This window comes from Ancylobacter crimeensis, assembly GCF_023016805.1.
Taxonomy (GTDB): Bacteria; Pseudomonadota; Alphaproteobacteria; order Rhizobiales; family Xanthobacteraceae; genus Ancylobacter; species Ancylobacter crimeensis.
In genome coordinates this window covers 81155-105199 of sequence record NZ_JALKCH010000010.1, presented here as the reverse complement: position 1 = coordinate 105199, position 24045 = coordinate 81155, and the positions used below count along the sequence as shown (strand labels likewise).

General features: G+C 66.6%; 27 protein-coding genes and 1 other RNA gene. 19 read left to right on the top strand and 9 right to left on the bottom strand.

Translation table 11 applies throughout. The features are described 5' to 3' along the window. Positions 1–109 precede the first annotated feature (109 nt). From MWN34_RS15400 to tkt, 4 genes are all read right to left on the bottom strand, one after another. The gene (locus MWN34_RS15400) at positions 110–1306 is read right to left on the bottom strand and encodes a phosphoglycerate kinase (protein WP_247030196.1); all 1197 of its coding nucleotides are present in this window, start codon (positions 1304–1306) and stop codon (positions 110–112) included. 8 nt (positions 1307–1314) lie between these two features. Continuing rightward, the gene (locus tag MWN34_RS15395; RefSeq protein ID WP_247030195.1) at positions 1315–1599 is read right to left on the bottom strand and encodes a hypothetical protein; all 285 of its coding nucleotides are present in this window, start codon (positions 1597–1599) and stop codon (positions 1315–1317) included. A 2-nt stretch (positions 1600–1601) separates the two neighbouring features. Further along, on the bottom strand, positions 1602–2612 hold the full coding sequence (gene gap / locus MWN34_RS15390; RefSeq protein WP_247030194.1) for a type I glyceraldehyde-3-phosphate dehydrogenase: 1011 nt from the start codon (positions 2610–2612) through the stop codon (positions 1602–1604). A 345-nt stretch (positions 2613–2957) separates the two neighbouring features. Further along, entirely contained in the window at positions 2958–4955 is a 1998-nt protein-coding gene (tkt, locus tag MWN34_RS15385) for a transketolase (protein ID WP_247030193.1), read from the bottom strand. A gap of 288 nt (positions 4956–5243) precedes the next feature. Here tkt and MWN34_RS15380 point away from each other — a divergent pair, with 288 nt between their 5' ends. The 8 genes from MWN34_RS15380 to MWN34_RS15345 all read left to right on the top strand — a co-directional run bounded on the left by MWN34_RS15380 (position 5244) and on the right by MWN34_RS15345 (position 10962). Further along, a complete protein-coding gene (locus MWN34_RS15380; RefSeq protein ID WP_247030192.1) occupies positions 5244–5525 on the top strand; it encodes a DUF4164 family protein in 282 nt (93 codons plus the stop codon). Between the two features lie 34 nt (positions 5526–5559). Next, complete coding sequence (locus MWN34_RS15375) at positions 5560–5943, top strand: cell division protein ZapA (RefSeq protein WP_247030191.1); 384 nt, start codon at positions 5560–5562, stop codon at positions 5941–5943. 123 nt (positions 5944–6066) lie between these two features. After that, entirely contained in the window at positions 6067–6552 is a 486-nt protein-coding gene (locus tag MWN34_RS15370; protein WP_247030190.1) for a winged helix-turn-helix transcriptional regulator, read from the top strand. Positions 6553–6667: 115 nt separating this feature from the next. Continuing rightward, entirely contained in the window at positions 6668–7456 is a 789-nt protein-coding gene (locus MWN34_RS15365; RefSeq protein ID WP_247030189.1) for an inositol monophosphatase family protein, read from the top strand. A 125-nt stretch (positions 7457–7581) separates the two neighbouring features. Beyond that, positions 7582–8652, top strand: coding sequence for a flagellar motor protein MotA (locus MWN34_RS15360; RefSeq protein ID WP_247030188.1), 1071 nt, complete (start codon positions 7582–7584; stop codon positions 8650–8652). Positions 8653–8682: 30 nt separating this feature from the next. Then, complete coding sequence (locus tag MWN34_RS15355; protein ID WP_247030187.1) at positions 8683–9714, top strand: peptidoglycan -binding protein; 1032 nt, start codon at positions 8683–8685, stop codon at positions 9712–9714. Positions 9715–9844: 130 nt separating this feature from the next. Continuing rightward, on the top strand, positions 9845–10345 hold the full coding sequence (locus tag MWN34_RS15350) for a GNAT family N-acetyltransferase (RefSeq protein WP_247030186.1): 501 nt from the start codon (positions 9845–9847) through the stop codon (positions 10343–10345). Further along, complete coding sequence (locus MWN34_RS15345; protein ID WP_247030185.1) at positions 10342–10962, top strand: hypothetical protein; 621 nt, start codon at positions 10342–10344, stop codon at positions 10960–10962. The genes MWN34_RS15350 and MWN34_RS15345 overlap by 4 nt, the downstream gene beginning before the upstream one ends. Positions 10963–10968: 6 nt before the next feature. Here MWN34_RS15345 and MWN34_RS15340 read toward each other — a convergent pair whose 3' ends face one another. Beyond that, a complete protein-coding gene (locus MWN34_RS15340; RefSeq protein WP_425532124.1) occupies positions 10969–12924 on the bottom strand; it encodes an ABC transporter transmembrane domain-containing protein in 1956 nt (651 codons plus the stop codon). On the opposite strand from MWN34_RS15340, the gene rpmE reads away from it, so the two are divergent. Next, positions 12907–13131, top strand: coding sequence for a 50S ribosomal protein L31 (gene rpmE / locus MWN34_RS15335; RefSeq protein ID WP_247030184.1), 225 nt, complete (start codon positions 12907–12909; stop codon positions 13129–13131). The genes MWN34_RS15340 and rpmE overlap by 18 nt on opposite strands. 194 nt (positions 13132–13325) lie before the next feature. Here rpmE and rcdA read toward each other — a convergent pair whose 3' ends face one another. Further along, a complete protein-coding gene (gene rcdA, locus MWN34_RS15330) occupies positions 13326–13826 on the bottom strand; it encodes a protease adaptor protein RcdA (RefSeq protein WP_281503041.1) in 501 nt (166 codons plus the stop codon). A 218-nt stretch (positions 13827–14044) separates the two neighbouring features. Beyond that, positions 14045–14233, bottom strand: coding sequence for a DUF1192 domain-containing protein (locus MWN34_RS15325; protein WP_247030183.1), 189 nt, complete (start codon positions 14231–14233; stop codon positions 14045–14047). A 140-nt stretch (positions 14234–14373) separates the two neighbouring features. On the opposite strand from MWN34_RS15325, the gene MWN34_RS15320 reads away from it, so the two are divergent. From MWN34_RS15320 to MWN34_RS15295, 6 genes are all read left to right on the top strand, one after another. Beyond that, on the top strand, positions 14374–15375 hold the full coding sequence (locus MWN34_RS15320) for an NAD(P)H-quinone oxidoreductase (RefSeq protein WP_247030182.1): 1002 nt from the start codon (positions 14374–14376) through the stop codon (positions 15373–15375). Positions 15376–15489: 114 nt separating this feature from the next. Then, positions 15490–15645: non-coding RNA, 6S RNA (gene ssrS, locus MWN34_RS15315), on the top strand. A gap of 128 nt (positions 15646–15773) precedes the next feature. Further along, a complete protein-coding gene (locus MWN34_RS15310) occupies positions 15774–16400 on the top strand; it encodes a 5-formyltetrahydrofolate cyclo-ligase (RefSeq protein ID WP_247030181.1) in 627 nt (208 codons plus the stop codon). A gap of 7 nt (positions 16401–16407) precedes the next feature. Continuing rightward, positions 16408–17223 (top strand): TIGR00282 family metallophosphoesterase, encoded by an 816-nt coding sequence (locus MWN34_RS15305; protein WP_247030180.1) that lies wholly within the window; start codon positions 16408–16410, stop codon positions 17221–17223. A 106-nt stretch (positions 17224–17329) separates the two neighbouring features. Continuing rightward, complete coding sequence (locus MWN34_RS15300) at positions 17330–18124, top strand: thymidylate synthase (protein ID WP_247030179.1); 795 nt, start codon at positions 17330–17332, stop codon at positions 18122–18124. Between the two features lie 11 nt (positions 18125–18135). Beyond that, a complete protein-coding gene (locus tag MWN34_RS15295; protein WP_247030178.1) occupies positions 18136–18615 on the top strand; it encodes a GNAT family N-acetyltransferase in 480 nt (159 codons plus the stop codon). 285 nt (positions 18616–18900) lie between these two features. On the opposite strand, the gene MWN34_RS15290 is transcribed toward MWN34_RS15295, so the two are convergent. Beyond that, positions 18901–19419: a Spy/CpxP family protein refolding chaperone gene (locus tag MWN34_RS15290; protein WP_247030177.1), complete on the bottom strand. Its 519-nt coding sequence runs from the start codon at positions 19417–19419 to the stop codon at positions 18901–18903. A 122-nt stretch (positions 19420–19541) separates the two neighbouring features. Then, the gene (gene fumC / locus MWN34_RS15285) at positions 19542–20933 is read right to left on the bottom strand and encodes a class II fumarate hydratase (RefSeq protein WP_247030176.1); all 1392 of its coding nucleotides are present in this window, start codon (positions 20931–20933) and stop codon (positions 19542–19544) included. A 381-nt stretch (positions 20934–21314) separates the two neighbouring features. Between fumC and MWN34_RS15280 the strand changes: the two genes are divergently transcribed. From MWN34_RS15280 to hflC, 4 genes are all read left to right on the top strand, one after another. Next, positions 21315–21503, top strand: a complete 189-nt coding sequence (locus tag MWN34_RS15280; protein WP_247030175.1) for a DUF4169 family protein — start codon at positions 21315–21317, stop codon at positions 21501–21503. Then, on the top strand, positions 21500–21778 hold the full coding sequence (locus MWN34_RS15275) for a ribbon-helix-helix domain-containing protein (RefSeq protein WP_247030174.1): 279 nt from the start codon (positions 21500–21502) through the stop codon (positions 21776–21778). The genes MWN34_RS15280 and MWN34_RS15275 overlap by 4 nt, the downstream gene beginning before the upstream one ends. A gap of 191 nt (positions 21779–21969) precedes the next feature. Further along, positions 21970–23124: an FtsH protease activity modulator HflK gene (gene hflK / locus MWN34_RS15270; RefSeq protein WP_247030173.1), complete on the top strand. Its 1155-nt coding sequence runs from the start codon at positions 21970–21972 to the stop codon at positions 23122–23124. Further along, on the top strand, positions 23121–24038 hold the full coding sequence (hflC, locus tag MWN34_RS15265; protein ID WP_247030172.1) for a protease modulator HflC: 918 nt from the start codon (positions 23121–23123) through the stop codon (positions 24036–24038). The genes hflK and hflC overlap by 4 nt, the downstream gene beginning before the upstream one ends. Positions 24039–24045: the final 7 nt, after the last annotated feature.

Here is a 24045-nt window from a genome sequence, read left to right as displayed (position 1 = left end):
CGCTGCCGGTGCGCGGGACGCCACATGGAAGAAGCGACCGGACGCACGAAAATGCCCGGGCCAAGACCCGGGCATCGTCACGGGACCCATGGGCCGATCCGTCGAAATCTCAGCGGCGCAGGGCCTCGACGCCCGGCAGCGCCTTGCCTTCCAACCATTCGAGGAAGGCGCCCCCCGCGGTGGAGACATAGCTGAACTCCTGCGCCGCGCCCGCATGGTTCAGAGCCGCCACCGTGTCGCCGCCGCCGGCAACCGACAGGATGTCGCCCTTCTGGGTCAGATCGGCCGCCGCCTTGGCCACCGCCACCGTGGCGATGTCGAAGGGCTCCAGCTCGAACGCGCCGAAGGGACCGTTCCAGACCACGGTCTTCACCCCCGCCAGCTTGGCGATGACGTGCTCGACAGAAGCGGGACCGGCGTCGAGGATCATCTCGTCCGCCGCGACACCGTCCACCGGCACCACGCGATGCTCGGCATGGGCCTTGAAGTCCTTTGCGACCACCGCATCGACCGGCAGCACGATCTCGCAGCCGGCGTCCTTCGCCTTCTGCACGATCTCGCGCGCCGTGCCGGTGAGGTCGTGCTCGCAGAGCGATTTGCCGACATCCTTGCCCTCGGCGGCGAGGAAGGTGTTGGCCATGCCGCCGCCGATGACGAGCAGGTCCACCTTCTTCACGAGATTGCCGAGCAGATCGAGCTTGGACGACACCTTTGCGCCGCCGACCACCGCCATGACCGGACGCTGGGGCGCTTCGAGCGCGCGGGCGAGCGCCTCGATCTCCTCCTGCATGCAGCGGCCCGCATAGGCCGGCAAATGGTGGGCGAGCCCCTCGGTGGAGGCATGGGCGCGGTGGGCGGTGGCGAAGGCGTCGTTCACATAGAGATCGCCGAGCTTCGCCAACGCCTCGACGAAGGCGGGGTCGTTCTTTTCCTCGCCGGCGTGAAAGCGGGTGTTCTCCAGGAGCACGATGTCGCCCGGCGCCATGGCGGCGACCGCCTCTTCCGCCACCGGACCGATGGTTGCAGGCACGAAGGTCACCGGGCGGCCCAGCCGGTCGGCGACCTCGCGCGCGATCGGAGCGAGCGTGAGCTTGGGATCCTCGCCCTTCGGCCGGCCGAAATGAGCGAGCAGGATGACCTTGCCGCCCTTCTCCGAAATCTCGCGAATGGTCGGCAGCACGGCGATGATGCGGGTGTCGTCGGTGACGCGGCCATTGTCCATCGGGACGTTGAGGTCGACGCGCACGAGCACGCGCTTGTCGGCCAGGTCGGCGTCGTCGAGGGTGCGGAAAGCGGATTGGGTCATCTCTGGTCCTATCGATTATTGTACGATGAGACCGCGTCATTCCATTCGCGAATTACACGCCTGTGCTCGTCGACCGCATCCGCCTGTTCGTTCTGGACGCACTCAACGTATTCTTTCATCCGGCGCGTATAGTGTTCGACGTCATCCTGGGCGCGCTCCATGCCGGAGCGATCCGTCGAGTAGGATGGAATGTAGGGTTTGCGAGGTCTATCGCAGAAAAAGCTCTGGGCCGGCGACGGAACCACCGTCGCGATCAGAATAAGACAACCGATCGCGACGGCGGGGAGGCTCATCTTCAGATCAGCTTCGCGAGGGCGACCGAGGTGTCGCACATGCGGTTCGAGAAGCCCCACTCATTGTCGTACCAGGTGAGGATCGACACGAACTTGCCTTCCATCACCTTGGTCTGGTCCATGTGGAAGGTCGAGGAGTGCGGGTCGTGGTTGAAGTCCACCGAGACGTTGGGCTGAGTGGTGTAGTTCAGCACGCCCTTCAGCGGGCCCTCGGCGGCCGCCTTGATGGCCTCGTTGATCTCTTCCTTGCTGGTCGCGCGCTTGGCGACGAACTTCAGGTCCACCACGGAGACGTTCGGGGTCGGCACGCGCAGGGCGAAGCCGTCCAGCTTGCCCTTCAGCTCCGGCAGCACGAGGCCGACGGCCTTGGCGGCGCCGGTCGAGGTCGGGATCATCGACAGCGCCGCGGCGCGGGCGCGGTAAAGATCCTTGTGCATCTGGTCAAGCGAGGGCTGGTCGTTGGTGTAGGAATGGATCGTCGTCATCATGCCGTGGTCGATGCCGATGACATCGTTCAGCACCTTGGCCACCGGCGCGAGGCAGTTGGTGGTGCAGGAGGCGTTGGAGATGACGAGGTGGTCCTTGGTCAGCTTGTCGTGGTTGACGCCATAGACCACGGTGAGGTCCGCGCCGTCGGAGGGGGCCGAAACCACGACGCGCTTGGCGCCTGCGGTGAGATGGGCGGCGGCCTTGTCGCGCGCGGTGAAGATGCCGGTGCATTCCAGCGCGATGTCGACGCCGAGTTCGCCATGCGGCAGCTCGGCCGGGTTGCGCACCGCGGTCACCTTGATCGGCTTGCCGCCATTGATGACGATGGCGTCACCCTGCACCTCGACAGTGGCGGGGAACTTGCCGTGCACCGAGTCGAAGCGCAGGAGATGGGCGTTGGTCTCGACCGGGCCGAGATCGTTGATGGCGACCACCTCGATGTCGGTGCGGCCGGATTCGACGATCGCGCGCAGCACGTTGCGGCCGATGCGCCCGAAGCCATTGATGGCGACTTTCACAGTCATGCGTCATTCCCCAGTAAACGAGACCAGTCCCGAGACCGTCGGTATGCCGCCTCATTAGCGTGGCGAGGCACGCGAGACCAGACGGCAACATATCCCTCGCGGCACAATTGCGCAGCTCTGGCGGCTATTCGTGCATTTTGTGCAGCGTATGCCAAGCCATTGACGCGCGTGGGAAAACCGGGATAGCGCAGTCCGGACGAAAATCGCGTGTCAGGTATCCGAAGACCGCTCCCTCCCGACGGTCGGAAAAGGTCTGGACATGCTTCCCGGACGCGGGCGGCACGGCATGTGTAAGTCGGATGTCCGGCGGCGCGGACGCCGCCGGAAAAAGCTGCCGGACCGGCGTCAGCCGACCTTGCCGAGCTTCGCCTCGGCGGCGGCAACCACCGCTTCCTTGGTGATGCCGAAATGGGCGAACACCTGCGGCGCCGGGCCGGAGGCGCCGAACCCGCTCATGCCGACGAAGCCGATATCCGAACCGATCAGCCCGTCCCAGCCCTGCCGGATGCCGGCCTCGATGGCGATCTTCACCGGCGCCGAGCCGATGACCTGCCGGCGGGTCTCCTCCGGCTGGTTCTCGAACAGCTCGAAGCACGGCACGGAGACGACGCGGGTGGGCACGCCCCTGGCTTCCAGCAGCTCGCGCGCCTCGGCCGCAAGGCTCACCTCGGAGCCGGAGGCGAACAGCGAGACCTTCGCCGTCCCCGAGGACGCGATGATCTCGTAGGCGCCACGGGCGGACAGGCACTTCTCGCTCGGCTCGGTGCGCAGCAGCGGCAGGTTCTGGCGGGTCAGGGCCAGCACGGTCGGGCTGGTCTTGTGCTCCAGCGCGATCTTCCAGGCCTCGGCCGTCTCCACCGTGTCGCAGGGCCGGAACACCAGCAGGTTCGGGATCGCACGCAGCGCGGCGAGATGCTCGACCGGCTGGTGCGTGGGCCCGTCCTCGCCGACGCCGATCGAATCATGGGTGAAGACATACACGACCCGGATGCCCATCAGCGCCGAGAGGCGGATCGAGGGGCGGCAATAATCGGAGAACACCAGAAAGGTGCCGCCATAGGGGATGAGGCCGCCATGCAGGGCCAGGCCGTTCATGCCCGCGGCCATGGCATGCTCGCGGATACCCCAGTTCACATAGCGGCCGGCATAGTCGCCGGCCTCGACTGCCTTGGAGACGGCCTTGGTCTTGGTGTTGTTGGAATGGGTGAGGTCGGCCGAGCCGCCCACCAGTTCCGGCACCGTCTGGGTGATGGTGTCGAGCACGATCTCCGAGGACTTGCGGGTAGCGACCGCACCGCCATCGGCGATCGCCTTGGCGATGACGCCGTTGATCGCCTCGGCGAACCTGGAGGGTAAGTCGCCGCGCAGCCGGCGCTCGAATTCGGAGCGCAGCTCGATCTCCGTGTCCGCCAGGCGCTGCGACCAGGCCTTGTGGGCCTGCCGGGAGCGCAGGCCGGCGAGACGCCAGGCGTCGAGCACGTCGGTCGGCACGACGAAGGGCTCAGCCTCCCAGTTGAGCGCCTGCCGGGTCGCGGCGATCTCGGCGGCGCCGAGCGGGGAACCGTGCACGCCATTGGAGCCGGCCTTGTTCGGCGAACCGAAGCCGATGGTGGTGCGGCAGGCGATCAGCGAGGGCTTGTCGGTGGTCTTGGCGCGCTCGAGCGCGGCGAGGATCGCCTCGGGATCGTGGCCGTCGATCCGGGTGGCGTCCCAGCCGGAGGCCTCGAAGCGGGCGAGCTGGTCGGTCGAGACCGACAGCGAGGTCGGGCCGTCGATGGTGATGTGGTTGTCGTCATAGAGGACGATCAGCTTGCCGAGCTTGAGGTGCCCGGCGAGCTCGATGGCCTCCTCGGAAATGCCTTCCATCAAACAGCCGTCGCCGACCAGCGCATAGGTATAGTGGTCGACGAGGTCGCCGCCGAACTGCGCGGCCATGATGCGCTCGCCCAGCGCGAAGCCGACCGAATTGGCGAGTCCCTGGCCGAGCGGGCCGGTGGTGGTCTCGACGCCGACGGTGTGGTGGTATTCGGGATGTCCCGGCGTCTTGGAACCGAGCTGGCGGAACTGCTTGATGTCCTCGATCGACACGCCCTCATAGCCCGTGAGGTAGAGAAGCGAATAGAGCAGCATCGAGCCGTGGCCGGCCGAGAGGATGAAACGGTCGCGGTCCGCCCAGTTCGGATCGGTGGCGTCGAACTTCAGCACCTTGGTGAACAGGACGGTCGCGATGTCCGCCGCGCCCATGGGCAGGCCCGGATGGCCGGAATTCGCAGCCTGGACGGCGTCCATGGCCAGGAACCGGATGGCATTGGCCATGCGGTCGTGCTTTTCGCGATTCGACATGAGGAACGCAATCTCCGATCGGCGGGAAGGACCGGGCGGACAGGCCGAAACTCGGCATGCGAGAACTCGACGGGCCGGTGCCGGGGCGAGGTTGGCGAGTGATAACATCGCGCGGCAACGTGTCAAATGGACCACGATGCCTGTGGGCGACCGTGAGGCCGGATCGTCGCCTTTGCCGCAGATCACCTTTGCCGCGGCCGCCCGGCCCCTGACGGTTGACGCTTCCCCCGCAGCTGGGCTCAATGACGCGGACGGGACCTGTTCTTCGACCGGGGAGTCGTTCGCACCATGTCTGAACCGGGTTCGCTCGACGCGGCCACGCGCCGCCTGAACGACGCCGTCGCGGCGTTGGAGGAGGCGCTCGCCCGCCGTCGCGAAATCGAGAGCGAGGAGGCGACCCTCGCCCAGCAGATCCATGTGCTCGGTCTCGACCGTTCCCGTCTCGCCGACGCACTCGACGGCGAGAAGGCGCGTGCCGAGCACCTTGCCACGGTGAACCAGGAGGTCTCGCGCCGCCTCGGCAGCGCCATGGAGACCATCCGTGCGGTGCTTACTGCGCATGAGCGCTGAAGGATCGCACGTGACAGCGGAAGGACCCGGACATATGGCGCATGTGACGGTGAGCATCGCCGGCCGCAATTACCGGATGGCCTGCGACGAGGGGCAGGAGGAACACCTCACCCGGCTCGCCGCCGAGGTCGACTCCCGCATCGACGGGCTGCGCCGCTCCTTCGGCGAGATCGGCGACCAGCGCCTCAGCGTCATGGCCGCCATCACCATCGCCGACGAACTGGCGGAAACCCGCCGCCGACTCGCCACGCTGGAACGTGACCTTGCCGACCAGCGCGCCGCCCGCGCCACCGCCCTCGCCCGACTGGAACAGACCGAGCGCAGCGTCGCCCAGGCCGTGAATGCCGCCGCCGCCCGTCTGGAGCAATTGTCGCTCGACCTCGGCCCCGCTCCGGAGCAGCGGATCGGCCTCGGCTGAACGACACGCCTCATCCTGTATGCACCGCAAGCCGTGACGCGGTTGCGTCCTGCGTGCTAGTCTCGACGGGAGACCAGTACGCGCCCGGCATGAGAGTGTCCGCGGCCATCCTCCGCAAGAGCCATGCCCAGCGCCAACCCCGCCCCGATCCCTGCGCCCTCCGCCCCGCCCGACCTCGGCTACAGCCCCGACTGTCCCATTCGCGGCATCCTCGACAGGCTGGGCGACAAATGGAGCTACCTGCTCGTCCTGCACCTCTCCACCGGACCCAAGCGTTTCGGTGCGTTGCGGCGCGGCATCGACGACATCTCCCAGCGCATGCTGACCGAAACGCTGCGCAACCTGCAGCGCGACGGCCTGATCGCGCGCACCGTGTTCCCCACCACGCCGCCGAGCGTGGAATACCGTCTGACGCTGCTTGGCATCTCGCTGCTGGAGCCGATGAACGGGCTGGTTGCCTGGGCGGCCCGCCACAGCCATGCCATCGCAGGCGCCCGTGCCACCTACGACGCCGCGGCGACGGGCTCGACGTCCGCGCGGGCCGTTCCGGTGCCGGCGCGGCGACGCGGCACGGCTGCCATGCGCTCCGGGGCGGGGTCCGGCCCTTGACGGCGGCCTGTCCCGCGGGGCACACGAGCCGGCAAAGCCTCGCCCGCGAAACCTCAGCGCCGGACCGGTGCCGTGCTATGCCGCGGCCCATCCTGCGCCATCACCGGAAAGTGCCATGATCCGCTCCCCGCTCATGACCGTCATGGTCCAGGCCGCGCGTAAGGCCGGCCGCTCGCTGGTTCGCGATTTCGGTGAGGTCGAGAACCTGCAGGTTTCGCTCAAGGGTCCGGCCAATTTCGTCTCCAATGCCGATCGCAAGGCCGAGCGCATCCTGAAGGAAGAGTTGCAGAAGGCCCGCCCGAATTTCGGCTTCCTGATGGAAGAGAGCGGCGAAGTCGCCGGCACCGACACCGCCAATCGCTGGATCATCGACCCGCTGGACGGCACCACGAACTTCCTTCACGGCATTCCGCTGTTTTCGATCTCGCTCGCCCTGGCGCGCGACGGCGTACCGGTGGCCGGCCTCATCTTCAATCCGGTCACCGACGAGATGTTCGTCGCCGAGAAGGGCGCCGGCGCCTTCATGAACGACCGGCGCATCCGCGTCGCAGCGCGGCGCAGCCTCGCCGACTGCGTCATCACCTGCGGCATGCCGCATATGGGCCGCGGCAATCTCGGCGCCTTCGCCAAGGAATATTTCGCCCTCGCCCCGAAGGTCGCTGGCCTGCGCCGCACCGGCTCGGCTGCGCTCGACCTCGCCTGGGTCGCCGCCGGCCGCTTCGACGGCTTCTGGGAGCGCAACCTCTCGGCCTGGGACATGGCGGCGGGCGTGATTCTCGTGCGCGAGGCCGGCGGCTACGTCTCGGACCTCGACGACGCCGACAAGATGCTCGACAAGGGCGACATCGTCGCCGGTAACGAGATCATCCGCCGCGATCTGCTGAGCGTTATCCGCAGCGCCTGAAGATCGCAGGCGATAAGGCCTCACGCCGCGTTCCATTTCAGCCCGCCTGTGGCATAGTCGCGGCGCCCGATTTGCGGCGGGCGCGCGGCGCGCATGGCGCCGCGCCGATGAGGAGACGGCGGCCCATGTCTGAAGCGGCAGATCCCTTCCAGAAGCTCTCCTCGCCGAGGATCTTCCTGGTCCGGATGCTGGTGTTCGTCCTGCTGTGCGGGGCGCTGGCCGCGGTGATGTACCGCCAGATCATAGCGGCGTTCCTCAACAATCCGGGACTCAACGGCGTCATCTTCGGCGTGCTGGCCATCGGCGTCATCTTCGCCTTCCGCCAGGTGTTCCGCCTGTTCCCCGAGGTCGAGTGGGTCAACAGCGTGCGCCTCGCCGATCCCGGCCTCGCGGTGCGCCATTCCCCGGTGCTGCTGGCGCCCATGGCGGTTCTGCTGCGCGACCGGATCGGACGCATGGCCATCTCGCAGACCACCATGCGCGGCGTGCTGGAATCCATCGGCACCCGGCTTGACGAGGCGCGCGACCTGTTGCGCTACCTTACCGGCCTGCTCATCTTCCTCGGCCTGCTCGGCACCTTCTGGGGCCTTCTGGAAACCGTCTCCTCCATCGCCAAGGTGATCGGCTCGCTGGATGTGGGTCCCGATTCCGGCTCGATCCTGGAGGCAATGAAGTCCGGCTTGGCCGCGCCGCTGGCGGGCATGGGCATCTCGTTCTCGTCTTCGCTCTTCGGCCTCGCCGGCTCGCTGGTCCTCGGCTTCCTCGATCTGCAGGCCGGTCAGGCGCAGAACCGGTTCTACACGGATCTCGAAGACTGGCTCTCCACCACGGTCGCCGACTATGGCCTTGAGCACCGCGTCGGCCCACCCGTTCCCGTCAGTGCCTATCCGTCCGCCACGCCGGCCCCCGTCGCCTCCGGCGGCGCGACGGTGGTGGTTCCGGCTCCTCTCGCGCTGCCCTCGCCCAGTCTTGCCCAGCTCACCCAGGCGGTGGAACGACTGGAACGCACGATGAACGAAGCCGGCTCCCAGCGCGTGACCGCCTCGATGGCGCATCTCGCCGAGAGCCTGCAGGGTCTCGTCCAGCACATGCGCAGCGAGCAGCAGATGGTGCGCGACTGGGTGGAAGCGCAGGCCGAGCAGCAGCAGGACATCAAGAAGCTGCTGGAACGCCTCGCCGAGCGCGAGCGCATCTGATGGCAGGCGCTGAAATGGCAGGACGCTGAAATGGCTCTTGGACGCTTCCGCGGCCGCGACCGGCAGATCGACTACTGGCCGGGCTTCGTCGACGCGTTGTCGACGCTGCTGCTCGTCTTCGTCTTCCTGCTCACCGTGTTCGTGCTGGCGCAGTTCTATCTGACGCAGGAAATGTCCGGCAAGGACACCGCGATGCAGCGCCTGCAGGCGCAGATACGCCAGCTCACCGAGCTGCTGGCGCTGGAGCGCAGCAACAACGACGATTCCGAGAGCGAGGTCGGCAAACTCCGGTCCTCCCTCGTCATGCTGGAGCAGGAGCGCGACAAGCTGCAGTCGCAGCTCGGGAGCGCTCCCGCCGACACCAGCGCCGAAGCCCAGCAGCGCAATGCCGACCTTGCCCGGCAGCTCGGCGACCAGAAGGACGCCGCCGCGCAGGCCCTCACCCAGATCGACCTGCTCAACCAGCAGATCGCCGCGCTGCGCCGCCAGATGGCGGCCCTTGAGGAGGCGCTGCAGGCCTCCGAGCAGAAGGACAAGGACAGCCAGGCCAAGCTCGCCGACATGGGGCGACGCCTCAATCTCGCCCTCGCCCAGCGGGTTCAGGAACTGACCCGATTCCGCTCCGAGTTCTTCGGCCGGCTGCGGCAGATCCTCGGCGACCGGCCGGATATCCGCGTGGTGGGCGACCGCTTCGTGTTCCAGTCGGAGATCTTCTTCGATCGCGGCGCCGCGTCGCTCCGCCCCGAATCGGATCCCGCCCTCGACAAACTGGCCGAGGCGATCAAAGCGCTGGAAACCGAGATCCCGTCCGACCTGTCCTGGGTGCTGCGGGTCGACGGCCACACCGACAACCGGCCGATTCAGACCCCGCAATTCCCGTCCAACTGGGAGCTTTCGGCCGCGCGCGCCATCGCGGTGGTGCAATATCTGATCAGCAAGGGCGTCAACCCGGTGCACCTCGTCGCCGCCGGGTTCGGCGAATACCAGCCTCTCGACACCGCCGACACCGAGGAAGCCCGCGCCCGCAACCGCCGCATCGAACTCAAGCTCACCGAACGCTAGATCGGTGCTTGAATCTGGAGCATTTCCTTTCCGATCAGATGTTCTACCGGATCGCAGAGGGCTTCAGGGCCCGGATGATCCGCGCCGGCACCACCGGCTTTGACGAACGGCGGAGAAGGTGCAGGTCTCCATGAACGCCCACCGCCCGGACCGCGCACCTTCACCCGCTGCGCTCCACCTCGCCTTCCGGGACGCGGGCCCGGACGATCGGCCGGCGATGCTGCCGCTCTGGGTCGCCGCGTGGCAGGCGACGCTTCCCGCCATCGACTTCGCCGCCCGGGTCGCATGGTTCGAAGGCCGGCTCGACGAACTGGCCGGCAGCGGTGCCATCACTCGCCTCGCTTTCGATCAACGGGAGACGGGAGCTCTGGCGGGCTTCGTCGTCGTCTCGCCCGCGACGCGCTATCTCGACCAGCTCGTCATCGGCCCGCGCTGGTTCGGCACCGGCATCGCCGACGCGCTGCTGGGCGAGGCCCGGCGGCTCTCCCCCGCGGGACTCGACCTGCACGTCAACCAGGACAATCCGCGAGCCGTGCGCTTCTATGAGCGGGAGGGGTTCGTGCGCCGCGAGGCCGGCATCAACCCACGCTCCGGCCTTGCCATCTGGCGCTATGAATGGCGCCCCGCATGAAGCGGCCTGGCAGCGTGCGCGCGCTGGAGGAATTGGGGCGGGTGCGGCTTTCGCGCTCCTTCTTCTTGCGCGATTTCCTCTATTCGGAGATCGCGAGCTTTAACGGCCTGCCCAATATCCCGGACGATCCGGACCTCGCCATCGCGGGCGGCAGAAAGCTTTGCGAAGATTTGCTGGAGCCGCTGCAGGCGCGATTCGGCCGCCTCTCGATCCGCTCCGCCTTCCGTGCCGCGGCGGTCAACCGGCTCGGCAATGAGCGGGGCTGGAACTGCGCTTCCAACGAAGCTAGTGCCGCCGGGCACATCTGGGACCGCCGCGATGGCGAGGGATTGATGGGCGCCACCGCCTGCGTGGTGGTGAACGCCTTCATCCCCTTCTACGAAGCCACCGGACGCTGGGAGGCGATGGCATGGTGGGTTCACGACCATCTCCCCTACAGCGAGATGGAGTTCTTCCCCCGCTATGCCGCCTTCAATCTGGCGTGGCACGAGAAGCCGAAGCGCCGGATTCTCTCCTACATACCGCCGCGGCGCGGCGTGCTCACCAAGCCCGGCATGGCGAACCACGAGGGTTCGCATGCAAGCGCCTATGCCGATGCCCTCGCCGCGCTCGGATGAGCGCCGTCAGGCCGCCCGTCCAAACTGGAGCGCCGCGAGGCGCGCATAAAGGCCGGCGCGGGCGACGAGGCTGGCATGGGTGCCCTCTTCCACGATGCGTCCATGATCCATCACCAGGATCCGGTCGGCCGAAAGCACGGTCGCAAGGCGATGGGCGATGACCAGCGTGGTGCGCCCCTGCATCGAACGATCGAGCGCCTGCTGCACCAGCGTCTCGCTCTCGGCATCGAGCGCCGAGGTCGCCTCGTCGAGCAGCAGGATCGGCGCGCGCCGCAGCACGGCGCGGGCGATCGCGATGCGCTGGCGCTGGCCGCCGGAGAGCGTCACGCCGCGCTCGCCGACACGGGTTTCCCAGCCGAGCGGCAGGCGGGCGACGAACTCGTCGGCAAGGGCAAGGCGGGCAGCTTCTTCCACATCCGCATCGCTTGCCTCGGGGCGACCGAGGCGGATGTTCTCGCGGATCGTGGTGGCGAAGATGGCGACATCCTGCGGCACCAGAGCGAGGCGGGAGCGCATGTCTTCCGGGTCGGCACGCACGGTGTCGACACCGTCCAACAGAACGCGGCCGCTCGCGGGGTCATAGAAGCGGAGCAGCAATTGAAACAGCGTGCTCTTGCCAGCTCCCGAGGGCCCGACGATGGCAACGCGCTCGCCCGGCCTCACCGTGAGCGACAAGCCGTCCAGCGCAAGAGTCTCGGGTCGGGTCGGGTAGGCGAAGGACACCTGCTCGAACCGCACCTCACCGCGGGGCGGAACGGGCAGCGGCACCGGGTTCGCCGGGGCGCGGACATCGGAGGTCGTCTCCAGCAATTCGGTGATCCGTTCGGTGGCGCCAGCGGCCTGCGAGATCTCGCCCCATACCTCGCCGAGCTGGCCGAGTCCGCTCGCCGCCAGCACCGCGTAGAGCACGAACTGGCCCAGCGTACCCGCGCTCATCGTGCCCGCCAGCACCGCATTGGCCCCGGCCCACAGGATGCCGACCACGCTGGCGAAGACGAGGAAGATGCCCACCGCGGTGAGCAGCGCCCGCGCCCGGATCGCCCGCTGCGCCGCCCCGTAGCTCTGCTCGATCTCGCCTGCGAACAGCCGGTCCGCGGCGCGCTCAGCGGTGTTGGCCTGCAGCGCGCGCACCGCGCCGATCGCCTCGGCGGCATAGGCGGAAGCCTCGGCCAGCGTATCCTGCGCCGCCCTCGAGCGCCGCCGCACTCCGCGGCCGGAACCGATCAGCACCACGACGATGGCGGGGATGAGCACCAGCAGCGCGCCCGACAGCCAGGCGCTGGTGACGACCATCATGATCGCCGCGCCGATGAAGAGCACGATGTTGCGCAGCGCCACCGAGGCGGAGGAGCCGACCGCGCTGCGGATCTGCGTCGTGTCGGCGGTGAGGCGCGAGATCAGCTCGCCCGAGCGCGCGGTGTCGTAGAAGCGCCCGTCCAGCGTCAGCAGGCGGGAGAACACCGCCGCGCGCAGGTCGGCGACGATCCGCTCGCCCAGCGTCATGACGAGGTAGTAGCGCAGGCCCGAGGCCGCAGCGAGCGCACCGACCACCAGCACCATCACCGCGAAATAGCGGTCGATGAAACCGGCATGGTTGGCGTCGAAGCCGAGGTCGATCATGCGGCGCACCGCGATCGGCACCGCCAGAGTCGCAACGGCCGCCACCACCAATGCGGCGAGCGCGGCCGCCGCCCGGCCGCGATACCGCATCAGGTGGGGCCGCAAGGCGGCAAGCGGGCGCAGGCTGCGCCGCACACGCGGACGGGACGCTTCGGAGGGCGCCTGATCGGCTCCGGGGGCGTTTGGCGACGACCTCAGGATGTCGGCTTGTGTCACGGCAAGCTCTCGGTTATAGACCCGCACGGATTTCCGGCAGGATCGTTTTGAAGATCGCCGCGCGGCTCCCTTTCGGGGCCCGGCCCCGCGGCGGCGAGGATGCAACCCATGAAGAGCAACATCCATCCCGACTACCACTTCGTGAAGGTGGTGATGACGGACGGCACCGAGTACACGACCCGCACGACCTGGGGCAAGGAGGGTGACACCCTTCAGCTCGACATCGATTCGACCTCTCACCCGGCCTGGACCGGTGGCTCGCAGCAGTTGCTGGACCGCGGCGGTCGCGTGTCGAAGTTCCAGAAGAAGTTCGCAGGCTTCCTCAAGGCCTGACGAATCCTTGGCGGCTGCGCCTCGCGCGCGGCTGCGGGATTCTTCGGAAGACGGCGTGAGCCTCCATGCGACGCATGGGGGCTTTTGTCGTTTGAGCCTTTCCCGCGACGCGACGCGTGTTGAGAGCCGAAGCGCCGCGCTGCCATGTCGCAAGATGTTGAAGACGTCGCACGCTGCTGAAGATGCCAGTGGCGTCAGCGGCGCTCGAAGGCCGCACGCAGCCGGCCGAGCTGGTCGTTCACAGGATTGGCCGGCTCGCGGGATGCCGTGTGAAGCGCGCCGTCAAGCCGCAGGATGCGCGTGCGCAGGTCGTGCGAGGTCTCGATCAGCGCCAGCAGCGTCTCCGGCAGAAGCGCCGCCTCGTCGTCCTCGATCGGGTGGGTCTTTTCGAGATCGATCTTGGCCTTCTGCCTCTCGGCCTCGGGCGGCGTCATTTCCCGCTCATTGACGGTGCGCTGCAGCAGCAGCCAGGACGCAATCTGCATCAGTCGCGTTGTGAGGCGCATGCTCTCGCGGGCATAGACCAGGGAGGCGGTGCGCCCCAGCATCCGGCTGTCGTCGCGGCCGGGTCCGTCAAGATAGGCCGCGCTCTGCTCGACCAGATCCATGCCCGCGGCGAAGAGCTGGTCGAAGCGCTGTGCGGCTAGCATGCGCGCGCGGAAATCGACGGGCCGGACCCGATCATCGTCATTCATGGAAGCAGTCTTGCCGCAACACACCGCGCCGGTCGAGGGCGGGCCTGCGCGAAGGCGCCCGCCGCGCACAAAAAAGAGCCGCCTCACACAGGCGGCCCCAGGGGTACTTTGACAGGGAGGCGTCAAGCAGAGTGGACAGGAGCCACTCGCGTCCGAAAGCGGACGCTCTCCTTTTACGCCCGGAAAGGTTACTCCGCCGTTAAGGATAACCGGCCGGGTCAGCGCTTGAAGAACAGGTCGGCCGCCGCACGCGAAGCCTTCTTGGCCGACAGCGCGGTCTTCAGCCGCTCGATCTCGGCGGCGAGCGCCGCGATGCGCTCCTCGATCTCGGTTTCCGAGAGCGTGGAGATGTCGGCGCCCACCTCGATGGCCGGGCGCACCCGGCGCGGCTCGTCTTCCATACTCATGGGGCAGCCTCCTTCAGACGTGGGCCGGACACGCTATTACCGGGCGGCGAAGGTTGCCAGCCCGGCAGGCATGACCTACCACATCCGCCCGACGAAACGTTGCCGCGCCGGCCGCCGGGCCGGCTGCCAGGAGGATCGCCGTGACCGCACTGCCGACCAGCATGACCGCCATCGCCATCCCAACCCCCGGTGGCCCCGAGGCCCTGGTCCCGGAGACGCGCCCGGTGCCCGCGCCCCGCGCGGGCGAAATCCTGGTGAAGGTGGCCGCCGCCGGCGTAAACCGGCCGGACGTGATGCAGCGCAAGGGCCTCTATCCGCCGCCGCCCGGCGCGCCGGACATTCCAGGCCTCGAAATCGCCGGCGAAGTGGTCGCTCTCGGCGAAGGCGTCACCCGTTGGAAGGTGGGCGATGCGGTCTGCGCTCTGGTTTCCGGCGGCGGTTATGCCGAATACTGCCTTGCCGAGGAGGGCTCCGCCCTACCGGTGCCGAAGCGGCTCTCCATGCGCGAGGCGGCGGCGCTGCCCGAGACCTTCTTCACCGTGTGGACCAATGTGTTCGACCTCGCCGGGCTGAAGGCGGGCGAGAGCTTCCTTGTCCACGGCGGCACCTCCGGTATCGGCACGACTGCAATCCAGCTCGCCAAGGCCTTCGGCGCCACCGTCTTCACGACGGCCGGGAGCGCCGAGAAATGCGAGGTCTGCCGTCAGCTCGGTGCCGATCTCGCCGTCGACTACAAGACGCAGGACTTCGTCGCCGAGCTGAAGCAGGCCACCGGCGGCAAGGGTGTGAACGTCATTCTCGACATGGTCGGCGGCTCCTACATCGCCCGCAATTACGAGGTCGCCGCCCCGCGCGGGCGGATCGTTCAGATCGCCTTCATGGAAGGCTCCAAGGTGCAGATCGACTATATGCGCCTGATGCTGAAGCGCCTGTCGCATATGGGCTCGACGCTGCGCTCACGCCCCGGAACGGAAAAGGCGGAGATCGCCGCCGCCCTCATCGCGAAGGCGTGGCCGCTGATCGAGGCCGGCAAGGTGAAGCCGGTGATGGACCAGTCCTTCCCGCTCAAGGACGCCGCACGCGCCCATGCCCGCATGGAAACCAGCGCCCATGTCGGCAAGATCGTGCTGGATATCGCCTGAGCGAAACAACGTGCCAGCGCGGCCCTGGCTGCGCTGGTCCTCCCCCTGTCACGAACAGGGGAGAAATATTCCAAAACTCTGGCATTCCGCCCCAGTGCATCCTAGATTTGTCATGCGGGGCTGCGGGGCGCGTCAGGAGAACATATTCCCCGGGGCCTTATCGATCTCAAAGGGAGCTGTCCCTGACCGGACCCGTGGGTCCGGACACACGGCGCCCACCTACGTTGTAGGTTCCCGGGATCGATTTCCAACGACCATCGCGGCTCCGCACTGACTGTTCCATTTCGTCCAACTGGCGCACGCTGTCGGCGGCGCCGGACGCTCCCGGAAGGCCCGGCCGCAGCGGCCCAGGGTCGAAACATCGCTTCCGAACGAACCAGCAGCCCTTTCGCTCCTTCATGCCGCACGCGAGCCAACTGACCACCGAGATCGAGCAGATCGCAGAAGCCAAGGCGGCGTTGCGGCGCGAAGCGCTGGAGCGGCGGGCTGCGCTTGCCGAGGTCGAGCGGGCCGCCCTCGCCGAGACGGCGGCGGACCACGCCATGCAGTGGCTCGGTGCCGTGGCGGGAGAGACCGTCTCGCTCTTCGTGCCGATCGGCCACGAGATTCCCACCGGCCCGCTCGCCCGGCGGCTGCGCGAAGCAGGCGCGATACTGGCGCTGCCCGTGGTGGTGGCGCCGCATCTGCCCCTCGTCTTCCGCCGTTGGGACCCCGGCTCCGTGCTGGAGCCGAGCGCCGGTCCCGGTCGCTTCTCCATTCCCGCACCGGCGGAAGGTGCGCCGGAGGTGGAGCCGGACATTCTCGTCGTCCCCCTCGCCGCCTTCGACCGTCACGGCAACCGGCTCGGCTATGGCGGCGGCTTTTATGACCGCACCCTGGCGCGGCTGCGCCGGGTAAAGCGAATCGAGGCGATCGGCTACGCCTTCGCGATTCAGCGCCTCGACGATCTTCCCGCCGCCGCGCATGACGAGCGGCTCGACGCCGTTATCACCGATACCGGCGTCATCCTCACCAACGAGGAGTAGACCCCTCATGCGCATCCTTTTTCTCGGCGACGTGGTTGGTCGTCCGGGCCGGCAGGTCGTGGTCGAGCACCTTCCGCGCCTGAGGCGGGACCATGCGCTGGATTTCGTGGTGGTGAATGGCGAGAACGCCGCCGGCGGCTTCGGCATCACCGAGGCGATCTATGACGACCTGCTCAACGCCGGTGCCGACGCCGTCACACTCGGCAACCATGCCTTCGACCAGCGCGAGGCGCTGGTGTTCATCGAGCGCGCGCCGCGTCTCGTGCGTCCGGCCAATTTTCCCGCCGGCACGCCGGGGCGTGGCGCGGCGCTGATCGAGGCGACGAACGGCGCGCAGGTGCTGGTGGTCAACATGATGGGCCGGTCCTTCATGGATCCGCTGGACGATCCCTTCGCGGCCATCGACCGCGAACTCGATGCCTGCCCGCTCGGGCTGGTGGCAGATGCCATCATCATTGATTTCCACGCCGAGGCGACCAGCGAGAAGCAGGCCTTCGGCCATTGGTGCGACGGGCGCGCCAGCCTCGTCGTCGGCACTCATACCCATGTGCCGACCGCCGATCATCGCATACTGCCCGGCGGCACCGCCTTCCAGACCGACACCGGCATGTGCGGCGCCTATGACGGCGTGATCGGCATGGACAAGGAAGAGCCCCTACGCCGCTTCACCCGCAAGATCGGCGCCTCCCGCTTCGAGCCCGCCGCAGGGCCCGGCACGCTGACCGGCCTCGCCATCGAGACGGACGGCTCCGGCAAAGCGGTGAAGGTGGCGCCGGTGCGGATCGGCGGCGACCTCTCGCCGGCGCTCCCCGATTTCTGGTAGAGCCGGCTGCAAGCTGTGCATTCCGACCGCTTCAAAATGTAGCCTGTAGCTACGGGCCTACTATTTGTAGTAGATTGCCGGGCGCAGAACGGGACGGGTGAGGCCCATGAGGCAATATCACGAACTGCTGGAACGTATCCTGCGCGAAGGCAGGCGCAAGGATGACCGCACCGGCACGGGCACGCTGTCGCTGTTCGGCCACCAGATGCGCTTCGACCTTGCCGAAGGCTTTCCGCTGGTCACCACCAAGCGGCTGCATCTGCGCTCCATCATCCATGAATTGCTGTGGTTTCTCGCGGGGGACACCAATGTCCGCTACCTGCGCGAGAACGGCGTCACCATCTGGGACGAGTGGGCGGATGACATGGGAGAGCTCGGCCCGGTCTATGGCCACCAGTGGCGGTCATGGCCGGACGGCAAGGGCGGCGAGATCGACCAGATCGCGCAGGTCATCGCCGAAATCCGCCGAAACCCCGATTCCCGTCGCCTGATCGTGAGCGCCTGGAATCCGGCGGACATATCGCAGATGGCGCTCCCGCCCTGCCACTGCCTGTTCCAGTTCTACGTGCTGGACGGCAAGCTCTCCTGCCAGCTCTACCAACGCTCGGCGGACGCATTCCTCGGCGTACCGTTCAACATCGCCAGCTATGCCCTGCTCACCCACATGGTGGCTCAGGTCACCGGGCTCGAGGTCGGCGACTTCGTGCACAGCTTCGGCGACCTGCACATCTATGCGAACCATCTCGAGCAGGTACACGAACAGCTCTCGCGCAGCCCGCGCGCCCTGCCCCGCCTCGTTCTCAACCCCGCGGTGACGGATCTTTTCGCTTTCCGCTTCGAGGACATCGCGGTCGAGGGCTACGACCCCCACCCCGCCATCAAGGCGTCCGTCGCCGTCTGAGATATCGCCCGATGAGCCTGACCATTCGTCCCGCGCACGCCGAGGACGCCGCGCTGATCCACGCCTTCGTCTGCGAACTGGCGGAATATGAGAACCTGCGCCACGAGGTGGAGGCGAGTGTGGATGATCTGAAGGCCGCGCTGTTCGGCGAAAACCCGCGCGCGTTCTGCGACATAGCGGAATGGGATGGCGAACCCGTCGGCTTCGCGCTGTGGTTCTACAATTTCTCCACCTTCGTCGGCCGGCACGGCATCTATCTGGAAGACCTGTTCGTGCGGCCCGCCTTTCGCGGGCGCGGCATTGCGCGCAACCTGATGCGCCATCTTGCCCGGCGCTGCGTGAGCGAGGGACTGGGACGCTTCGAATGGTGGGTGCTGAACTGGAACGAGCCTGCCATTCGCTTCTACCGTTCGATCGGCGCGGCGCCGATGTCGGCATGGACGGTGCAACGCGTCTCCGGCGAGGCGCTGAAGATACTGGCGGAGAGCTGAAATTGAGCAAAGAAACGCCGCCGGCCGAGGGTGGCGCGGCGGCGTGAGTTGTTTCGGGGGCCTTGCGGCACCCCGGGTCCAATTGAGAAATCAGTCTGCGAAGAGCTCCGGCGACCCGAGCCGCCGATTCTCATGGAGCGGGGAGCCCCATCGGCTGAACTTTGGCGGAACCAGCATTCATCCGCCGGCAGCTTGGCCTCCCCGCCCTTAACCACCTCCTAACGGATCGCGCTCGCCGGGTGTCGGCATGTGGACGACGATCCTCCGATGGTGGCGGGCTCCGGCTCAGGGGGTCGTGCCGGTCGCACCGTCATCCGAGCCCGCCTTGTCGCCCGCCTTGCGATCTCCCTTGCGGTGCTGCTCCGCACGCCGAAGAATACGCTCAAAGCTCTTTTTCTGGTCGTCATTGAACGTGGCGTAGAGCGGCTGCGCGGCGCTCGCGACCTGCTTCATCGCGGTGCCGGAAGTCACCATCGCCTCGCCGCGCATGTTGATGCGGGTGAGGATGTCGACATTCTTGTCTCCGCCCTGTCCTCGCATCTCCATGATGTGGGCACGGCGCTCGATGCGCTGCTTGATGAAGGCGTCCATGGCGCTCTCCACCGGCGGCCAGAGCTTTTCCTGGTCGGGCGTGAGCTTGAGGTCGGCTTTCAGCTTCGCGATCCGCGCCTCGCTACGCTCGAGCGCTTTGGCGGAATAGGCCGCCGGATCCGCCGCGGCCTTGGCATTGTCCGCAAAAGCGGTACCAAGGCCGGTGCCGAACAGAAGGGCGGCGGCTGTCAGGGCGACGATCGGGCGCTTCATGGCATGTCACTCCGTGAGAGGGTGGCATGATCCTGCGCCGCGGCCGCATTTCCTTCAAATGAAACTTCGGTAATGCGACCGCCACAAAGATGTCGTCTTTGTTAAAATCAAGTCTACATGCGTCAACCCGGAGAAATCATCTTCTCCGGTCGCACGATGGCATCGAACTCTTCATTTGTAACATACCCGCCGCCGACAGCTTCCTCACGCAACGTCGTTCCGTTCTTGTGAGCCGTCTTTGCGATCTTGGCGGCGTTGTCGTAGCCGATCTTCGGCGCGAGCGCCGTGACCAGCATCAGCGAGCGCTCCAGCGCGGCGGTGATGTTGTCCTCCCGGGCCTCGATGCCGACCACGCAATTGTCGGTGAAGCTGACCGAAGCATTAGCCATCAGGCGTACCGACTGCAGGAAATTGTAGGCCATCACCGGATTGTAGACATTCAGCTCGAAATGCCCCTGGCTGCCGGCAAAGGTAAGCGCGGCGTTGTTGCCGAAGATCTGCACGCAGACCTGGGTCAGCGCTTCGCACTGGGTGGGGTTGACCTTGCCCGGCATGATCGACGAGCCCGGCTCGTTCTCCGGCAGCGACAGCTCGCCGAGCCCGGAACGCGGGCCGGAGCCGAGCAGGCGGATGTCGTTGGCGATCTTGAAGAGCGAAGCCGCCACGGTGTTGATCGCGCCGTGGGAGAACACCATCGCGTCATGCGCGGCGAGCGCCTCGAATTTGTTCGGTGCCGAGGTGAAAGGCAGGCCCGTGATCCCGGCGATCTTCTCCGCGACCAGCTCGGCAAAGCCGATCGGCGCATTGAGGCCGGTGCCGACCGCGGTGCCGCCCTGGGCGAGCTGCATCAGCGCCGGCAGGGTCTGCTCGATCCGCGCGATGCCGTTGGCGATCTGCGTTGCGTAGCCGGAAAACTCCTGGCCGAGCGTCAGCGGGGTCGCGTCCTGCGTGTGGGTGCGGCCGATCTTGATGATACCGGACCATTGCACGACCTTGGCATCCAGCGCCGCCTGCAGATGACGCAGCGCGGGCAGCAGCCGGTTCACGATCTCTTCCGCGCAGGCGATGTGCATCGCCGTCGGATAGGTGTCGTTGGACGACTGGCTCATATTGACGTGATCGTTGGGGTGGACCGGCTTCTTCGAGCCGAGCACACCGCCGAGCATCTCGATGGCGCGGTTCGAGATGACCTCGTTGGCATTCATGTTGGACTGGGTGCCCGAGCCGGTCTGCCAGACCGCGAGCGGGAAATGGCTATCGAGCTTGCCTTCGATCACCTCGTCCGCAGCCCGGACGATCACGTCGGCCAGCGCGGGATCGAGACGACCGAGCTGCCTATTGGCTTCCGCCGCCGCCCTTTTCACGATCCCGAGAGCGCGCACGATCGGCAGCGGCTGCTTTTCCCAACCGATCTTGAAATTGCCGAGCGAACGCTGGGCCTGCGCGCCCCAATATTTGTTGTTGGCGACGTCGATGGGGCCGAAGGTGTCGGTCTCGATGCGGGTTCCGGTCATGCGTGCCTCGTGCGATATCGGGCGGGAAAGACAGCGGCGCGGTCCGAGCCGTCTGCTCGTGCGCGGATTTAGCATGCGCCGCAGGTCCGAGGAATGCGACCTAGGACGGCCCGCCGGCCCAGCCTCGCCTCACTGCTGCGCAACATCTTAAGGCAGGTCTGTTGCGCCGCACACAGTCGAGGCGCCACTGCAACGTCCTCCTTAACCGACAAAAAAGTCTTCATCCGCATCGAAACGAGCAACAATGGCGCATTTTCGGAACATTTTGACGGCATCGGAAGTCCTTCGCATGCAGGTCACTGCCGAATCCATAGTCGGATGTGGCAATTGACGCTGCGCGTGGAAGCAATGCATGACAACAGGGTTGAAAGGCACGTGCCCATGTCCGAGATCATCAACCTTCGTCGCCACCGTAAAAAAATCGAGAAGCAGGCGGCGGAACAAAGCGCGGCTGGCAACCGTTACCGTTTTGGCCGATCGAAGAAGGAACGCGAAGCCGAAGCGCTTCGGGAGGAGCAACGAATGCGTTTGCTCGAAGGACACAAGCGCATGCAAGGGGATGAAACATGAAGAGCCCGGTGGTGAAGCGATCAATCGTGATCGCAGGGCACAAGACCAGTGTCAGTCTGGAAGATCAGTTCTGGGACGCCCTGAAGGAAATCGCAAATAATCGCCGCAGCACATTGTCGGAGATTGTCGCGTCGATCGATTCCGGGCGCAATCAGGGCAATCTGTCTTCTGCGATACGCCTCTTCGTGCTCGCCCATTTTCGGAACGCGTCGAGCAGTCGCGATCAGGGCGATTATCAAGAAAAGGCGAGCCATACCCGGTCTACCGTTGCGTAATCTGGCCTGACGCCTCATATGTCCGCCCGCGGGGATGCGTTGTAAGCGGGTGTGTCGTCACCTATAAACGGACCCCGTCGCGCCTCATGCGAGGCACGGTTGCTTTGATTGCACCACACGGGCCGCCGTTGCGTTGCGCACCCGCGCGACAAGATTTTGGTTTCGGGTGCGTAAACGGGAGTTGCGACGGCATGTCGTGGAAGAACCAGAGCGGCGGTCCATGGGGTGGTGGGCCGCGCGGTCCCTGGGGTAACGGCCCGCAGTCCACGGGTCCCAATCCGCCGGATATTGAAGACCTCGTCCGCCGCGGTGTGGATCGGCTTCGGACCACGCTTCCCGGCGGCTTCGGCTCCGGCAAGGGAATCGTCCTCGTCATCGCGCTGGTTGTCGCCGCGTGGCTCCTCTCCGGCTTCTATCGTGTCCAGCCGGACGAGCAGGGGGTCGTGCTCCGGTTCGGCAAGTTCATCTCCACCACGAATCCCGGCCTGAACTACCATCTCCCCTATCCGGTCGAGACCGTTCTGACCCCCAAGGTCACACGCATCAACCGCATCGATATCGGCAGCCGCAGCGGCGACGATCCGCGCCGCGGCAATGCGATGCGCGACGTCCCGGAAGAGAGCCTGATGCTCACGGGCGACGAGAACATCGTCGATGTCGATTTCGCCGTGTTCTGGATGGTGAAGCCCGCCGCCGCCGGCAGCACCGAGGATGTCGGCGCCGCTAATTTCCTGTTCAACGTTCAGAACCCGGAAGGCACCATCAAGGCCGTCGCCGAAAGTGCGATGCGCGAGGTGGTGGGCCGCACCAACATCCAGCCGATCCTCACCGGCGCCCGCCAGGGCATAGAGCAGCAGGTGCAGGAACTGATGCAGCGCACACTGGACACCTATCGCTCCGGCATCCAGGTCACACAGGTTCAATTGCAGAAGGTCGACCCGCCGCAGCAGGTCATCGATGCGTTCCGTGACGTGCAGGCTGCCCGCGCGGATGCCGAGCGCCTCCAGAACGAGGCCCAGGCCTATGCCAACCGCGTGGTGCCGGAAGCGCGCGGCGAGGCCGCCCGTATCGGCCAGGGCGCACAGGCCTACAAGGAACGCACCATCATCGAGGCCCAGGGCCAGGCTGCACGCTTCCTCAGCGTGCTCACCGAATATGAGAAGGCTCCCGACGTGACGCGGCAGCGCATCTATCTCGAAACGCTGGAGCGCGTGTTCAGCGGCATCGACAAGATCATCATCGATCCTTCGGCGGAAGGCGGACAGGGCGTCATTCCCTATTTGCCCCTCGGCGCGCTCGAACGCCGACCGAACGCCGGCGCCAACGCGCAGGGAGCGGCCCGATGAAAGGCGCGCTCGGCATCCTCGGCGCGATCGTCGCCGCCCTCGTCCTCATCCTGATCTATTCCTCCCTGTTCGCCGTACATCAGACGCAACAGGCACTGGTGCTCCGCTTCGGCGAACCGGTCCGCGTCATCACGGATCCCGGCCTCAATGCCAAGGTCCCGCTGATTGACAGCGTGATCCTGATCGACAACCGCATCCTCGACCTCGAGAATCCCTCGCAGGAGGTGATCGCGGCCGACCAGAAGCGGCTCGTCGTCGACGCCTTCGCCCGTTACCGCATCGTAAATCCGCTGCGATTCTATCAGGCTGTCGGAACGGTGGATGCAGCCAATTCGCGGTTGGCTACGATCCTGAATTCGGCCCTGCGCCGCGTGCTCGGCGAATCCACCTTCATCCAGGTGGTCCGCGACGAGCGCGAGACGCTGATGACCCGCATCCAGGAGCAGGTGAACCGCGAGGCGCAGAGTTTCGGTATCAACGTGCTGGACGTGCGGATCCGCCGGGCCGATCTGCCGGAGGCGAACAGCCAGGCGGTGTTCGAGCGCATGCAGACCGAGCGCCAGCGTGAGGCGGCCGAGATCCGGGCCCAGGGTGGCCAAGCCTCCCAGACCATCCGTGCCAAGGCGGATCGCGAATCGACCGTCATCGTCGCCGAGGCCACCTCGGCCGCGGATCGTCTCCGGGGCGAGGGCGATGCGGAAAAGGCGCGCATCTTCGCGGATGCTTACAGCAAGGACAAAGCCTTCTTCGACTTCTACCGCAGCATGCAGGCTTACGAGACGGCGATGAAGCCGGAGGATACCCGCATGCTCCTGGCACCGAATTCGGAGTTCTTCCGGTTCTTCGGCACGCCGACCGCTGCCCAGCCCGGTGCGCCGGCACCTGGGGCAGCACCCGCGGCACCTGCCAACTGATCGCGGG

Bases quoted from the DNA above. Each gene is read 5' to 3' on its own strand.
- MWN34_RS15400 (WP_247030196.1), bottom strand. From the start codon at position 1,306: ATGACCCAATCCGCTTTCCGCACCCTCGACGACGCCGACCTGGCCGAC.
- MWN34_RS15395 (WP_247030195.1), bottom strand. From the start codon at position 1,599: ATGAGCCTCCCCGCCGTCGCGATCGGTTGTCTTATTCTGATCGCGACG.
- gap (WP_247030194.1), bottom strand. From the start codon at position 2,612: ATGACTGTGAAAGTCGCCATCAATGGCTTCGGGCGCATCGGCCGCAAC.
- tkt (WP_247030193.1), bottom strand. From the start codon at position 4,955: ATGTCGAATCGCGAAAAGCACGACCGCATGGCCAATGCCATCCGGTTC.
- MWN34_RS15380 (WP_247030192.1), top strand. From the start codon at position 5,244: ATGTCTGAACCGGGTTCGCTCGACGCGGCCACGCGCCGCCTGAACGAC.
- MWN34_RS15375 (WP_247030191.1), top strand. From the start codon at position 5,560: ATGGCGCATGTGACGGTGAGCATCGCCGGCCGCAATTACCGGATGGCC.
- MWN34_RS15370 (WP_247030190.1), top strand. From the start codon at position 6,067: ATGCCCAGCGCCAACCCCGCCCCGATCCCTGCGCCCTCCGCCCCGCCC.
- MWN34_RS15365 (WP_247030189.1), top strand. From the start codon at position 6,668: ATGATCCGCTCCCCGCTCATGACCGTCATGGTCCAGGCCGCGCGTAAG.
- MWN34_RS15360 (WP_247030188.1), top strand. From the start codon at position 7,582: ATGTCTGAAGCGGCAGATCCCTTCCAGAAGCTCTCCTCGCCGAGGATC.
- MWN34_RS15355 (WP_247030187.1), top strand. From the start codon at position 8,683: ATGGCTCTTGGACGCTTCCGCGGCCGCGACCGGCAGATCGACTACTGG.
- MWN34_RS15350 (WP_247030186.1), top strand. From the start codon at position 9,845: ATGAACGCCCACCGCCCGGACCGCGCACCTTCACCCGCTGCGCTCCAC.
- MWN34_RS15345 (WP_247030185.1), top strand. From the start codon at position 10,342: ATGAAGCGGCCTGGCAGCGTGCGCGCGCTGGAGGAATTGGGGCGGGTG.
- rpmE (WP_247030184.1), top strand. From the start codon at position 12,907: ATGAAGAGCAACATCCATCCCGACTACCACTTCGTGAAGGTGGTGATG.
- MWN34_RS15340 (WP_425532124.1), bottom strand. From the start codon at position 12,924: ATGGATGTTGCTCTTCATGGGTTGCATCCTCGCCGCCGCGGGGCCGGG.
- rcdA (WP_281503041.1), bottom strand. From the start codon at position 13,826: ATGAATGACGATGATCGGGTCCGGCCCGTCGATTTCCGCGCGCGCATG.
- MWN34_RS15325 (WP_247030183.1), bottom strand. From the start codon at position 14,233: ATGAGTATGGAAGACGAGCCGCGCCGGGTGCGCCCGGCCATCGAGGTG.
- MWN34_RS15310 (WP_247030181.1), top strand. From the start codon at position 15,774: ATGCCGCACGCGAGCCAACTGACCACCGAGATCGAGCAGATCGCAGAA.
- MWN34_RS15305 (WP_247030180.1), top strand. From the start codon at position 16,408: ATGCGCATCCTTTTTCTCGGCGACGTGGTTGGTCGTCCGGGCCGGCAG.
- MWN34_RS15300 (WP_247030179.1), top strand. From the start codon at position 17,330: ATGAGGCAATATCACGAACTGCTGGAACGTATCCTGCGCGAAGGCAGG.
- MWN34_RS15295 (WP_247030178.1), top strand. From the start codon at position 18,136: ATGAGCCTGACCATTCGTCCCGCGCACGCCGAGGACGCCGCGCTGATC.
- MWN34_RS15290 (WP_247030177.1), bottom strand. From the start codon at position 19,419: ATGAAGCGCCCGATCGTCGCCCTGACAGCCGCCGCCCTTCTGTTCGGC.
- fumC (WP_247030176.1), bottom strand. From the start codon at position 20,933: ATGACCGGAACCCGCATCGAGACCGACACCTTCGGCCCCATCGACGTC.
- MWN34_RS15280 (WP_247030175.1), top strand. From the start codon at position 21,315: ATGTCCGAGATCATCAACCTTCGTCGCCACCGTAAAAAAATCGAGAAG.
- MWN34_RS15275 (WP_247030174.1), top strand. From the start codon at position 21,500: ATGAAGAGCCCGGTGGTGAAGCGATCAATCGTGATCGCAGGGCACAAG.
- hflK (WP_247030173.1), top strand. From the start codon at position 21,970: ATGTCGTGGAAGAACCAGAGCGGCGGTCCATGGGGTGGTGGGCCGCGC.
- hflC (WP_247030172.1), top strand. From the start codon at position 23,121: ATGAAAGGCGCGCTCGGCATCCTCGGCGCGATCGTCGCCGCCCTCGTC.